Here is a 13,098-nt window from a genome sequence, read left to right as displayed (position 1 = left end):
GCATCCGACCCCGCGTGGCAGGATGGTGCAAAGTCCTGATCCGATCATCGGAGGTCCTCATGGCACTGTCCCGCAAGCGGCAGCGCGAACTCAAGCGGCTCAAGCGCGACGCCGAGCGGCTCTGGGATGAGCAGCGCGAGGCGATCGACCACGCCACCCACGTTCTGAAGGATGCCCGCCGCCAGGCCGCGAACTACGCGCGCGAGGAGATCCGCCCTCGCGTCGACGAAGGTTTCGCCTCCGCACGCCGCACCGCGTCGCACGCGGCCTCGTCGGCCCGTGATCGTTTCGTCGACGACGTGCTGCCCGCGATCTCGGGCACGATCGGCTCGGCGCTCGCGGTGCTCGAGGCCGCGAAGAACCCGCAGGTGCGGGAGGTCGTGCGCAAGGTGTCGCGCGCCGGCACCAAGGCGGGAGTCGTCACGATGCCGAAGAAGTCGTCGGGTCCCGGCAAGTACATCCTGATCGGTCTCGGGGTCGTCGCGTTCGCGGGCGTCGCGTACGCCGCGTGGCAGACGCTGCGCGCCGACGACGAGCTGTGGATCGAAGACCTCGGTGACCCCGGCAGCGCCGACATCGGCGACGACGACGACCTCTGATCCGGTTCCGGCTCTGATCGAGCTGACGCGCGAACAGGCGCGTCGTCTCGCGGTGCGCGCTCAGCGCCTCGACGCGCACCGCCCGGTGAGTGTCGTCGAGGTGGTGCGCTCGCTCGGGGTCGTGCAGCGATACCCCTACGCCGATGTCGCGCCGAGCGCCGACCTCGTGCTGTGGAGCAGGATCGGCTCTCGGTACGAGCCCGACGATCTGCAGCGCGAACTCGAGGTGACGCGCAGCCTGCTCGAGCTCGACGGCATGATCCGCCCGATGGAGCACCTCGCGATGTTCCGCGCGCAGATGGCCCGCCCCGCGATGTACGAGAAGCCGCGCGAGTGGCTCGAGATCAACGCGGAGTTCCGCGACGACGTGCTGCGCGAGCTCGAGGATCGCGGCCCCCTGCACGCGAGAGAGATCCCCGACACGGCGCGGTTCCCGTGGCCGTCCTCGGGCTGGACGAACAACCGCAACGTCACGACGATGCTCGAAGTGCTCATGATGCGCGGACTCGTCGCGATCTCCGGGCAGGAGAACGGGCAGCGCGTGTGGGACCTCGCCGAGCGGGTCTACCCCGAGGGCCTTCCCGAGATCTCGTACGACGACGCCTGGCTGCTGCGTCGCGACACGCAGCTTCGCGCGCTCGGCGTCGCGCCGGCGAAGTGGCCGCGCGCTCCCGAGCAGCCGAAGACCCTCCCGCTGCCGGGTCTGCCCGCGCGGATCGAGGGGTCGGATGCCGACTGGCGCGTGCATCCCGATGTGCTGCCGTGGCTCGACGACGAGTTCGAGGGGCGCACCGCGCTGCTCTCACCCTTCGACCGTCTGGTCTACGACCGCGATCGAGCGCTCGGGCTCTTCGGGTTCGACTTCGCGCTCGAGATGTTCAAGGCCAAGGCGAAGCGCCGCTGGGGCTACTTCGCGCTGCCGATCCTGCACGGCGACCGACTCATCGGCAAGCTCGACGCGACGGCCGATCGGGCCGTCGCCGCGCTGCGCATCAACGCCGTGCACGAGGACCAGCCGTTCGACACGGAGACCCGCGACGCGGTGGATGCCGAGATCGCCGCACTCGCCCGCTGGCTCGGGCTGCGGGTCGCGTGACGCCGGCGGGCACGACCGACCGGCTATCGTGAAGTCGAGCCTTCTTCTCATCCTCGAGCGGGCGGAGGAGCACCCAGCATGACCTTCGCGCCGCCGACCGCGTCCGGCATCGCCACGCGGCGCCTCGGACTCGCCAACGGTCTGCTCTGGATCGTCGCCGCGATCGTGCTCGTCGTCGTCGGCGCCACCTCGGCGTACGCCTTCGTCGTCGGCCCCTACGTTCCCGGCGGCGGGCTGTACAACCCGAACGCCTATCCGTGGCAGGACGAGGACCCGCTCGAAGCCGAGGAGGTCGAGCCGGGGGAGTGGGCCGCCGACGCTTCGGGTGTCATCCGCATCCCCGCCTCCGACCTCGACGCGCCACTGCGTGCGACGCTCACGCGCGGCGACGAGGTCGACCTCTACCGCACCAATCCGGCCGACTTGGCCGAGGCGGGCGGCGAGCAGCCCTGGCCCGAGTACTTCGACTACCTCTACGGCGACGGCGACGCCCTCATCGTGCCGACGGGCGACGACCTCGAGCTCTGGGTGCGGGCACCCGGCGCGTGGCAGCTGCGGCTCGCCCCCGTGACCGACCTCGTCACGATCGACGACGACTACGACGGCCGCGGCAACGCCGTCATCCTCTACACCGGGGATGCCGTCAGCGCACGGTTCCAGCACATCGGCGACGGCATCTTCTTCGTCGGCGTCTACACGGCGTACGACCGCGACGGCGGCGCGATCATCGACTCGGGCGACGTCAACCAACGCATCTCGTGGGCGCCCGACTCGTGGGTGCTGTTCGAGATCGAGTCCGACGGTGACCGCGGCGCGTGGTCGATCGACATCGAGCAGCTCGCGCCCTCCACTCCGAGCCCGACCTCCACGCCCCCCTCGACCCCGACACCGCAACCGACGGAGACCGACGGATGACCTTCGACCAGACGCTCGACCAGGCCTTCAAGGCGCGGCTGCCGCTGCTCTATGTGGAGACGAGCGAGGAGCTTCGCCTACAGGAGGCGGTGACGCGGGTCGCCGCCGCGCTGCGCAACCCGCGCGAGACGTGGGTCTGGACGACGGCGGTGGGACTCGCCGGCCCCGACGGCCGTCCGGTCGCGAACACGACGAACCCGGTGCGCGCGCTCGACCACGCGCTCGGCCTCGACGAGGATGCGGTCTTCCTGTTCTGCGACCTGCACGCCTTCCTCGGCAGTGACAACCGCCCGGGCGACCCGGCGGTGATCCGCAAGATCCGTGAGGCGGCGGCCGACTTCCGGCAGGCCGAGCGCTCGAAGACGCTCATGATCTCGTCGCCGATGCTCGCGATCCCGGCAGAGATCGACAAGGTCACGACCCTGCTGGAGTTCCCGCTGCCGGGCCGTGACGAGCTGCGGTCGCTGCTGGACTCGATGATCAGCAGCAACTCCGACGGGGGAGTGACGGTCGAGGCGGACGAAGACGAGCTCGAGCAGCTCGTGCAGGCCGCCCTCGGTCTGACGATGCTCGAGGCGGAGAACGCGTTCGCCCGCGCGATGGTCGACGACGCGCGACTCTCGAAAGACGACGTCGCGGTCGTGCTGCAGGAGAAGCGGCAGGCGGTGCGCAAGGCCGGGCTGCTCGACTTCGTCGACTCGCCCTCCGACCTCAGCGGCATCGGCGGGCTCAACAACCTCAAGCGCTGGCTCTCGCGCCGCAACGGCGCGTGGCTGTCGAAGGCGGAGGCGTACGGGCTCCCCGCCCCGAAGGGCGTGCTCATCACGGGTGTGCCCGGCACCGGCAAGTCGCTCACGGCGAAGGCGACCGCGGCATCCTGGGGCGTTCCCCTCCTGCGCCTCGACATCGGGCGCGTCTTCTCGGGGCTCGTCGGCTCGAGCGAGCAGAACCTCCGCACCGCGATCGCGACCGCCGAGGCGGCGGCGCCCTGCGTGCTGTGGATCGACGAGATCGAGAAGGGCTTCTCGGGGAACACCGCGGGCGCCGGGCAGCTCGACTCGGGCACCTCCTCGCGTGTCTTCGGCTACTTCCTGTCGTGGATGCAGGAGAAGACGAAACCCGTCTTCGTCGTGGCCACGGCGAACAACATCGACGCCCTGCCGCCGGAGTTCATGCGCAAGGGGCGCTTCGACGAGATCTTCTTCGTCGATCTGCCGACCTCGGGCGAGCGACGGCAGATCTGGGGCATCCAGCTGAAGCGCCACACGACCGAGGCCAACGGGCTCGGCCCGCTCGCGAAGGACGAGAAGGTGATCGAGACGCTCGCCGAGGTGAGCGTCGACTTCTCGGGAGCCGAGATCGAGCAGGCCGTGGTCGGGGCGATGTACGAGGCGTTCGCCGGCGGACGCGCCGTCACGCCGGAAGACCTGGCGCAGGCGGTCGCGACGACCGTACCGCTCGCCGTCACGCAGCACGAGCGCATCGCCGCCATCCGGTCATGGGCGAGCATGCGCGCGGTGCTCGCGACCGGCAGCGAAGACATCGAGGCCGACGAGAAGGTCGAGCCCGCGGCGAAAGCCGAGTCGCCCAAACTCCCGTCGCACCGCGGCGGCCGCACCGTCGACTTCTGAGTTTCCGAGACACGAAGGAGCACCCCTCATGGCGCAGAAGCAGCTCATCGTCAGCGTCCGCAAAGACGGCACCGTGCACGCCGAGACCGTCGGCATGTACGGCGAGGAATGCCTCGACTACTTCGCGGTGCTCGAAGACCTGCTGGATGCCGAGGTCGCGTCGAGCACGTACACCGCCGACTACACCGCGACCGCGCAGGGCGACAGTGCCGCAGCCGTGCAGAAGGTGGGCGATGACTGACCTCCTGCCCCCCGGATCGCTCACGATCCCGCGCCCTCGGGATGCGGGATCGCTGCGCTGGTCGCGCTTCCTCCCCGCCACGACGGCGGAGGGTCCGGGAACGCGCGCGGCCATCTGGGTGCAGGGTTGCTCGGTGAAGTGCCCCGGCTGCTTCAACCCGCACCTGTGGGCGGAGCGCGGCGGTCGGGACGACGCGCCCGAGTCGCTCGCCGCGGAGTGGGTCGCGGCGACCCGGGCGGCCGGCTCGGAGGGCATCACCCTGCTCGGCGGGGAGCCTTTCGACCAGGCGGCGGCCCTCGCGGTGGTCGCCCAGGCATTCCGAGACGCCGGCCTGACCGTGATGACGTTCACGGGCTACACGCTCGACCAGTTGCACGCGTGGTCGGCCGACCGCCCCGACCTCGCCGCACTGCTCGACGCGACCGACCTCCTCGCCGACGGACCGTACCTGCGCGACCGGCCCGACGGCATCCGCCCCTGGATCGGCTCGACCAACCAGGGGCTGCGCGCCCTGACCCCCGCCTACCGCGACACGATCGCCGCGATCGAGCAGCACGGCGGGCTCGACCGGCTGGAGATCCGCATCGGCCGCGACGGCACGATCGCCGTCAACGGCTGGGCCGACGACGACGTGCTCGAGGCGCTGCTCGGCGGCCTCGGCGTGCGCTCCGACCTCGCGCGTCACACCTCACGACAGAAGGAGCTCGCATGAGCGTCAGCATCATCCTCATCCCCGCCGCCATCGCCGCGATCGCCTCGGCCGCGGCCGGGGGAGCCGGAGCGGTCGGCATCGGCGCGGGCGTCGCGGGCATGATCAGCTCGCTGCGCGGCGGGGGCGCCGAGGAGGCGACGACGCTGCAGGTGCGCACCCGCATGAAGGATCGCGGACTGCTCGCCAAGGCGCTCGGCGACCTGGGCGCGGTGGATGTCGAGGTCGGCGACCAGGTCGCGGCGACGGTGGACGGCATCCAGCTCGTCATGCAGTCGACGCCCGAGGGTGTCTGGGCAGCGAACTTCACGCCCGCGAAGGGTGCGCCCGCGGTGACGACCGAGGCGGCGACGAAGCTCGCCGAGCGACTCGACGCCGCCTACGCCGCGCGCGTGCAGACGGCGGTCGCCGAACGCATCCGCTCCCGGGCGGGGGATGCCGGGCTCGAACTCGTCTCGGAGACGGTCGGGGATGACCAGGAGGTCACCATGGTGCTCAACGTGCGCGCGGGGGCCTGAGCCTCGATGACCGATCCGGCCTGGAGGGCAGACGTCACCGCGACCGCGGCGCGCGGCCGCCTGCCCGGCGCCGGGTGGATCCTCGGCACGAGCCTGTGGCTGGTGCCCGTGTTGTTCTTCGCCGGCAACGGCGCGTGGCTCGGCTTCCTCATCATCGGTTCGATGCTGCTGCGCACGACCTGGCTCGTCGCGGCGGGCGTCTACGCGATCTGGGCGATCGTGGCCGCGACGCTGCCCGACGAGGGGGCGCGCATCGTCGCGAGCGGCGTGCTGCAGTTCGTCTCGATCATCCACGCGATGGTCGCCAACCGTCGCCTGCTCATCACGATCTGGGGACGCCTCGAGCGCGGCGAGCAATGGTGGGGTCGGGGCGTCACGCCGCGCCCCGCGCGGCCCGGTCGTCAGCCGGCTGATCGACAGCCGTCCCGCCGTTCGCGGCGTCGCGCGGCCGAGGTGCCCCAGGAGGCCGACGCGCTGCTCGCGGCGTCGGGTACCGATCGCTCCGACTATCTCGCCGACCCGGCCCCCGCCCCGCTGCCTCCGCCGCGCGGTCGGCGCCGCGGAGGTTCGCCGCCGCCTCCCGCCGCGCAGCCCGCCGCGCCGGCGCACGAGGAGCCGGCGACGACGGTCGACGTCAACACCGCGACCGAGGACGACTTCAAGTCGCTCCCCGGCTTCAGCGGAAAGCGCGCCCGCGCCGCCGTCGACGCCCGTGCCCGCCGCGGTCGCTTCGCCTCGGTGCAGGAGTTCGCCGACGACCTCGGGCTCCAGCCGCACCAGCTCGTGCAACTGCGCGACCGTCTCACCTGCTCCCACCCGCGTCGCAAGTCCTTCGGCCGCCGCGTCGACCTCTGAGTCTCAGGGTCGCTGCAGGACTGACGTCCGTGCTACGCCGCTCAACCCGACGGAAGCGGCTCATCGGACCACTGGTACCCCGTGACTCGGGAGAGCCCCAGCTCGCAGGCAGTCCGGAACGCAAGTGGGGAGTACGCCTAGTCTCGCGCCTTCGGTAGAACCGTGAGCTTGATCTGCTGCGAGCCCTCATCCACCAGTAGTTCGAACCCCTGCCCCTGTTCGACGGCACTCTCCATCACGGGCAGCAGTGCCTTTGTGTGCTTCACGCCCCATTTAAGGCCTACCGCCGGCACGGCCAATGACGGTCGCTCGGCCTCTCCGTCGGCCAGGAGACCACCAATCCAGTGGGCAGCAGTGAATCCTGCGCGAGTCACGTCCCAGATCAAGCTGAAGAGCCCGGCCACCGCGACCGGGGAGCTCGTCGCCAGGCTCACCAAGGCGCCCCACATAGTTAGGACTACTTCGAACGAGCCTTCGCTGGCCTCTAGAATCCGGAGGCCCCCCTGATGCGTTGGGATCGCACGCGGCATCGTCTTTGGCTGCTCCGCTCGGAGAAGTCGCCGCTGAACAGCCACCGTTCTGCGGGCCGCGAGGTCCAGGTCGGTCAAGAGGCGTGATGCGCCGAAGGCGTCGGCGCCCTCGTATCGTGCTGTGATCACTAGGCGTGGTATTGCGCTCCCTCCAAGCCAGTCGGGCCGAGCCGCGGATGTGCCCGAAGCAATCTCTGCCCGAGACACTCTGTTGACGCGCTGCAACGCCGCGTTCGGTAGATCCTTTTCCATTCGCACCGACAAAGACCGATCGTCACTTGAACGGGCGAGTTCGCGGGCGCGGGCTGGCGGGCGGGTCAAATACTCAAGATCGTTCGGCAACCTGAGCACTATCGATTTGTCCACGCGTTCCTCGGTCTGTTTCGAAAGGCTCCATGAGCGACAGGCTCGCGCGAGCCTGTGCCGCCAAGTTAGCGGAAGCGTTGTTCAAGGTGTTCTTCGCGTTCCACCGGCGGGGCTGCGTCCTGATGTCTCAGGAACAGCTCAAGCTCCAGTCGATTGTTCTCCGACCTTGTGCTTGCCCCCGTTCCTAACTCCCGCAGAGCACGTCGAGCCGGGATGCGTGCGGCGTTCGTGCGCTACTCATCGCGCCGAATACGTTCCGGCTAACGTGCCTCCGGGTCAGCGGGCGCACCTTGCTCGATGTCGAACCATCCTTGGTCGTCGGCGATTGACGCGAGAGCGTTGAGGCCTCGCGCTTGGGATTCCGCTCGATCCCGCGCCAATAGGAGGGGCCACGGGTGGTGATCCTCGATGTGTTGTGCGAATAGGGGTGGGTAGTCCCAGTTGCGGTCATACGCGTGGTGATACATGGGGCCGTCAGTTTCGAGAATGACGTAGAGGTCGTCGGGCGTGATCGTCTCGTCTAGCGCGTACATCAGGCGGTGCCAGATGGCCCGAGCCAGGGTCTGCTTCCACAACTCGCCTCGAGTAGTTCCTCGCTCGGATGACAGACGTGGCCCGTGGAAGAGCCCGAGCATGGCCGCGAGGTCGGGCGAGTACTCGAGGATGTCTTGGAGCGGGTGGTGATCTGCTGGTGGCGTTATGACCTCGGCGAGGCTAGCGAGGGAGCGCCAGATGATGTCGAGACGGCGGGGCTCGAGTTCGGCAACGATCTCGATCATCGCGTCGACGATTTCTGGCCCCTTGGCGGTGGGGGCGAGCACCACAGCGGCCGCGAGCCAAGTCTGCTGGTCAAGCGGTTCGTCGAGAATTTCGTGGGTGTTCAACCACCAGTCGATCTCGTGCCCCAATGTGCGGAGGTCTCGGAGCAGTGCCGAAGGCTTAGCCCGGTAGCCGAACGGCTTGTCATCTGGTTGTGCAGTGTGGCCCGTCCGCGCTTTCGAGAGTGCAGCTGCGATCACGAGTTCGTTGGAGATCCAGTTGTTCCCGTGGACCCCAGCTATGGCGTCGGCGAGCGCGACAAGCGCCGACGTCGTCCCGACTTGCCCGACGGAAGGGTTGTGGGCTCTGGTGTACGCCTTGATGATCGCCGGTTCGCGATCACGGAGCCGAGATTCGACCCTTCGGGGGAGGCGCCAAACCAGCCGGTCCCCCTTCGAATCGGTTGCCAGGATATCGGCGGGTTCGATGAGTCGTGCGATCCCTGCGGCATCCGACTTCCCCTCGAGATGCGCCTCGTGGTGTCCGTCGAGTACAACCCTCAGCATGACTTCCGCCAACTCGGGGGTTGCTGCTGTGGCGCCCATGCGAACTAGTTCGATCGCGTCGGCGATCGTTGGCTCGAAGTGTTCGGCAATTTGCGTCTTCGTGAGGCGTGTGCCGACGTCCATCCAGCGACCGAAGGATACCCACGCGGCCCGATCTTGTGCGCCCGACGTGACGTGGCCGAGCCACCATGTGATGACCTCGTCAAGGTCTGAACGAAGGGGCCCGTTGGCGGCCACGACCTGCATGAGAAGCATCGCCCGTTGTGGTGCGAAGGCATCGCTTGGCGCGACTTCAAGCTCGGCCTTCAGCTTGCTGATGAGTTCACGTCCACCCCGATCGAGGGTTGGTGGCCGGAGGGCGCCGATGCCGTAGTCGTCGACGGCAAGTCGAACGCCGAGCGGGTCGAAGAGTGCTGTGACGAGACGTTTGCGGGGCGCCGCGTGTTGGTCCCAGATGCCGTCGGCGAGCAGGATCAGCACTAGGCGGCGGAAGGCGAACCCGTCTTCTCCGGCGCAAAGTCGGCCGAGGAAGTCGTCGGCCAATTGCGACTTCTCGCTGAACCGGAACAAGCCGGCCATGAAGCGAGTGACGTTGTTCCAGTAGGGGCGTATCGCCAGCTCGTGAAACCGAGTGAATACCTCTTGGCCACCTGGGGTGCGGTCGAACACGAATTGAGCAGCGAAGTACTCGCGGATCGACTGGACATCGAACTCGTAAGTGTCTGTCACACGACTCGTTAGGACCCAGACGCGCAGGGTCACCGCGGTGAAGAGCCGCTCTACCAGGCTCGTGTCGCGTCGATTGTCGGCGAGAAAGTGTCGCATCTCTCGGAGCAAGGCGCTACGAGGCGCACGACCGTTGCCGTTGTCTGCTTCGGCTGTCGACTGCAGGTACCAGCCGAGGAATGCGGTGACCATCTCGAGGTCGTCGCGGAACTCCAGTACGTCGGCAGACTTCTCCGCTTCCCGGTCGAGGAACGACTCGACGTAGTTCTTGTAGAGCTCCGTACGTCGGTCGGGAATCGACTCCCCGCGTTGCTGAATCAGATAGAGGAGAATCGTGAGCTGCATCGGGTTAGTTGCGAGCTCGCGAACGTGAGCCTGGTCGGACCGTTCACGGAAGATCCGCTCGAGCCGCTGACGGTCGCGCTTGTCGAGGTTATTCGTTGACGCCCACTTGCGCAGGTAGCTCAGACGCAGGTCCTTGTGAAGCGGATCGAGGTTCAGATTGATGAAGATGTCACTCGATGGTTCGGGCAGGCGGTCGTAGCTCGGGCGGGACGTAACGACGAGTCGCGGTCGGCTCGCTCGACGACGCGTTCGCTTTTCGAATGCAGTGATCTCGTCGACCACTCTCTGTCGCACTTCGATGTCGGCTACTTCGTCGAGGCCGTCGAAAGCGAACAGTGTCGGAAGTCGATCGCAAATACTCACGAGATCGTCGACTGAGAACGTCTGACCGCCTGACGCGACGCTGATCATGTGGGACACGAACGATTCAATCGAGTCGATAGCGCCTCGCGGTCGATTGGTATCCTCTTCGAACGCGAACGGGTCGACGCCGTTTAGCCACGAGCCGTAGTCGCGGAGGATTACCTTGAAGGGGAGCCTGACAGTGTCGGCGTCCGCGTCTTGATCGTGGTGTCGTTCTATGAGGTTCGTTCGATGCACTTGGCAGAGTTTTTGGACGAGCGTCGACTTGCCTTGCCCGGGTGCTCCGAAGATGACGCTTCGGTCGGGTCCGCCAGCTGAGGCCATTAGGTCGACAGCGCCTTGTGGTTTCGAGTCGGAGGCTCGGCGCCCGGTGCGGGGGGTGGTGGTGACATCGACGAAGAGGTCGTCGAGCGGCGTAGGTTTGAGTCGACCCTGCCGAAAGCCGATCACGGAGTCGTCTTCGTGCTGTTTCCGCACGGCGTCCATTAGGACGTCAAGTTGTTTTCTTCCACCCCGCAGGTGCAGTGCATCTTGAAGGAAGGCGATCATCGCCGCGGCACCGACGAGGATTTCGGGGTACTCGTGCTTGAGTGCCGCGGGCGCTAGTTCTAGGCGACGGTCGAGATCCTCGCGCCACCAGACTTTGAGTTCAACGCCCAACTCCTGCTGCAACTTCAACAACTGTCGGTTGGTCCGGTCGATCGCTCCCCGCTCCGGCGCCGCAGTGCCTCGCACGTTTGTGATGAGCAGGTAGGTCTTCGTCCCTTGCCCCTTCATCGCCTGGATCTTCTGACCCTCTCCTTCGAGCGCTTTCAGGAGCCACGCCGCCGGGTGACGAACTCTATCGGGTGCCGCCGTCCACTTCACCTGGAGTGCCTGCTCCTTGATGGTTGTCCCGGGTGCGAGGCGGAAGCCGTCGAAGCCGCCATCGGCCTGTCCCGTCGGTGTCGCAGTCACACCGTCATCTGCCAAGATGACGAGCGCTTGGCAGAGTCGCTGGAAGCGGTCCGGGCCGAGGTCTTCGTATCGGAATGGCACTGCGACTCTCACCTCCCTGATTGCGATCGAGGCTATCGAACCAGACGGTCGTCCCACCCAGTATGAGGAAAGTCGTCACTACCTTTGGCGTGAGCGAAGTCCTGCCGCTACTCGGAGCGAACTGGAGCCTGCTTCTTCAACGACCGGATGCGCACCCAGGACCTGTCTCGCAAGCGGAGCCGTGTTGGCGACGAAGAGGGGCTTTCGGAGGTACTGGCCGCGTCGTCATCGCGCGGAACGCCGCCCGGCGATAGCTGGCGGGGTCACAGATACGGAATGGTTCTACGAAGGAGTGGAGCCTAGGGGAATCGAACCCCTGACCTCCTGCTTGCAAAGCAGGCGCTCTACCAATTGAGCTAAGGCCCCGTGCCGGGTGACGGTCTCGACACGCGCCTTGCGGCGCTACTCGACCACCGAAACGACGAAGTCCCCTCGCGGGGACTTGCGGCGTGGGGCTACCAGGACTTGAACCTGGGACCTCTTCGTTATCAGCGAAGCGCTCTAACCACCTGAGCTATAGCCCCGAACGACCCGAAGGCCGAGGATCAGCGTACCAGCCTCTAGGAGTTCTGGAATCCGACGAGAAGGCCGCCGGTGAAGCGCACGCTGAGGTTGTAGAGGAAGCCGCCGATCGCGCCGAGTGCCGTGCCGACGATCGTGTTGAGCGCCGCGACGATGAAGGCGAACAGTGCGACCTGGCCGATGCCGAAGCGGTCGGCGATCGCGAAGTTCTCGTCGCCGATCACGTCGCGGAGGGTCTCGTCGAGCGTGTCGAAGATGCCGGTCGAGAAGAGCACGACCCAGATCAGGATGCTCGCGACGACGAGCACGATGCCGAGACACAGCCACACGAGGAACGACAGCTTCACGAGCGACCAGACGTCGATGTACACCAGCTTCAGGCGCACCTGACGGCTGGACGTCTGGCGCATCTCCTTGCGCTGCAGCTTCTCCGCGACGCTCACTGCGACTCGCTCTCTCCGTCGGCCGGGGGCTCGGGGGACTCGGTGGATTCGGCGACCTCGGCCGAGGCTTCGTCGACGGTCTCGATGTTGCGTTCGCTGTTCTTGGCGACCGCGATGATCTTGTCTTCGTCGTCGAAACGGGCGAAGACGACGCCCATCGTATCCCGCCCCTTGGCAGGAACCTCGGCAACTGCTGAACGTACGACCTTGCCACTCGACAGCACGACGAGCACCTCGTCGTCTTCGGCGACGATGAGCGCGCCGGCCAAGTCGCCGCGGGTCTCGCTGAGCTTGGCCACCTTGATGCCGAGCCCGCCGCGGTTCTGCACGCGGTACTCGGTGACGGCGGTGCGTTTCGCGTAGCCGCCCTCGGTGACGACGAAGACGTGACCGAAGTCGGCGACGACCGACGCCGACAGCAGCGCGTCGCCCGCCCGGAAGTCCATGCCCTTCACGCCCGAGGTCGAGCGTCCCATCGGGCGCATCGCCGCATCCGTCGCCGCGAAGCGGATCGACTGACCCTTGCGCGAGACGAGCAGCACCTCGGTGCCGTCCTCGACGAGCATCGCCGACACGACCTCGTCGCCCTCGCGCAGATTGATCGCGATGATGCCACCCGTGCGGTTGGTGTCGTACTCGGTGAGCGCGGTCTTCTTCACGAGCCCGCCGCGGGTGGCGAGCACGAGGTAGGTCGCCACCGAGTAGTCGCGGATGTCGAGCACCTGGGCGATCTGCTCGTCCGGCTGCAGGGCGAGCAGGTTCGCGACGTGCTGGCCCTTCGCGTCGCGGCCGGCCTCCTGGATCTCGTACGCCTTCGCGCGGTAGACCCGGCCCTTGTCGGTGAAGAACAGCAACCAGTGGTGGGTCGTCGTGACG

At 67.3% G+C, this 13,098-nt stretch carries 12 protein-coding genes and 2 tRNA genes; 8 read left to right on the top strand and 6 right to left on the bottom strand.

The features are described from left to right. Window positions 1-59 precede the first annotated feature (59 nt). The 8 genes from ACO1X9_RS08120 (at window position 60) to ACO1X9_RS08085 (ending at window position 6,564) form a co-directional block, all read left to right on the top strand. The gene (locus ACO1X9_RS08120) at window positions 60-599 is read left to right on the top strand and encodes a hypothetical protein (protein WP_486350318.1); all 540 of its coding nucleotides are present in this window, start codon (window positions 60-62) and stop codon (window positions 597-599) included. Further along, on the top strand, window positions 556-1,695 hold the full coding sequence (locus ACO1X9_RS08115; protein WP_486350317.1) for a DNA glycosylase AlkZ-like family protein: 1,140 nt from the start codon (window positions 556-558) through the stop codon (window positions 1,693-1,695). The genes ACO1X9_RS08120 and ACO1X9_RS08115 overlap by 44 nt, the downstream gene beginning before the upstream one ends. A gap of 78 nt (window positions 1,696-1,773) precedes the next feature. Continuing rightward, on the top strand, window positions 1,774-2,610 hold the full coding sequence (locus ACO1X9_RS08110; RefSeq protein WP_486350316.1) for a hypothetical protein: 837 nt from the start codon (window positions 1,774-1,776) through the stop codon (window positions 2,608-2,610). Further along, a complete protein-coding gene (locus ACO1X9_RS08105) occupies window positions 2,607-4,241 on the top strand; it encodes an AAA family ATPase (RefSeq protein ID WP_486350315.1) in 1,635 nt (544 codons plus the stop codon). The genes ACO1X9_RS08110 and ACO1X9_RS08105 overlap by 4 nt, the downstream gene beginning before the upstream one ends. A 28-nt stretch (window positions 4,242-4,269) precedes the next feature. Further along, a complete protein-coding gene (locus ACO1X9_RS08100; RefSeq protein ID WP_486350314.1) occupies window positions 4,270-4,482 on the top strand; it encodes a DUF2997 domain-containing protein in 213 nt (70 codons plus the stop codon). Then, window positions 4,475-5,194: a 4Fe-4S single cluster domain-containing protein gene (locus tag ACO1X9_RS08095; RefSeq protein ID WP_486350313.1), complete on the top strand. Its 720-nt coding sequence runs from the start codon at window positions 4,475-4,477 to the stop codon at window positions 5,192-5,194. The genes ACO1X9_RS08100 and ACO1X9_RS08095 overlap by 8 nt, the downstream gene beginning before the upstream one ends. Next, entirely contained in the window at window positions 5,191-5,709 is a 519-nt protein-coding gene (locus tag ACO1X9_RS08090; protein WP_486350312.1) for a hypothetical protein, read from the top strand. The genes ACO1X9_RS08095 and ACO1X9_RS08090 overlap by 4 nt, the downstream gene beginning before the upstream one ends. A gap of 6 nt (window positions 5,710-5,715) precedes the next feature. After that, window positions 5,716-6,564, top strand: coding sequence for a helix-hairpin-helix domain-containing protein (locus tag ACO1X9_RS08085; protein ID WP_486350311.1), 849 nt, complete (start codon window positions 5,716-5,718; stop codon window positions 6,562-6,564). A gap of 137 nt (window positions 6,565-6,701) precedes the next feature. Here ACO1X9_RS08085 and ACO1X9_RS08080 read toward each other — a convergent pair whose 3' ends face one another. The 6 genes from ACO1X9_RS08080 to ACO1X9_RS08055 all read right to left on the bottom strand — a co-directional run. Then, entirely contained in the window at window positions 6,702-7,460 is a 759-nt protein-coding gene (locus tag ACO1X9_RS08080; RefSeq protein WP_486350310.1) for a hypothetical protein, read from the bottom strand. A gap of 260 nt (window positions 7,461-7,720) precedes the next feature. Beyond that, window positions 7,721-11,176, bottom strand: a complete 3,456-nt coding sequence (locus ACO1X9_RS08075) for an NACHT domain-containing protein (protein WP_486350309.1) — start codon at window positions 11,174-11,176, stop codon at window positions 7,721-7,723. Window positions 11,177-11,550: 374 nt separating this feature from the next. Next, window positions 11,551-11,623 (bottom strand) — tRNA-Ala (locus tag ACO1X9_RS08070). An 84-nt stretch (window positions 11,624-11,707) separates the two neighbouring features. Next, a tRNA-Ile gene (locus ACO1X9_RS08065) sits at window positions 11,708-11,781 on the bottom strand. 36 nt (window positions 11,782-11,817) lie between these two features. Continuing rightward, window positions 11,818-12,222, bottom strand: coding sequence for a DUF3566 domain-containing protein (locus ACO1X9_RS08060; RefSeq protein WP_486350308.1), 405 nt, complete (start codon window positions 12,220-12,222; stop codon window positions 11,818-11,820). Further along, the coding region (locus tag ACO1X9_RS08055) for a DNA gyrase C-terminal beta-propeller domain-containing protein (protein WP_486350307.1) at window positions 12,219-13,098 on the bottom strand (880 nt) is incomplete at its 5' end. The genes ACO1X9_RS08055 and ACO1X9_RS08060, both read right to left, overlap by 4 nt.

This window comes from Pseudolysinimonas sp. (assembly GCF_057350545.1).
The sequence above is the reverse complement of the archived record's forward strand: the minus strand, read 5'-3'. Positions and strand labels throughout refer to the sequence as shown.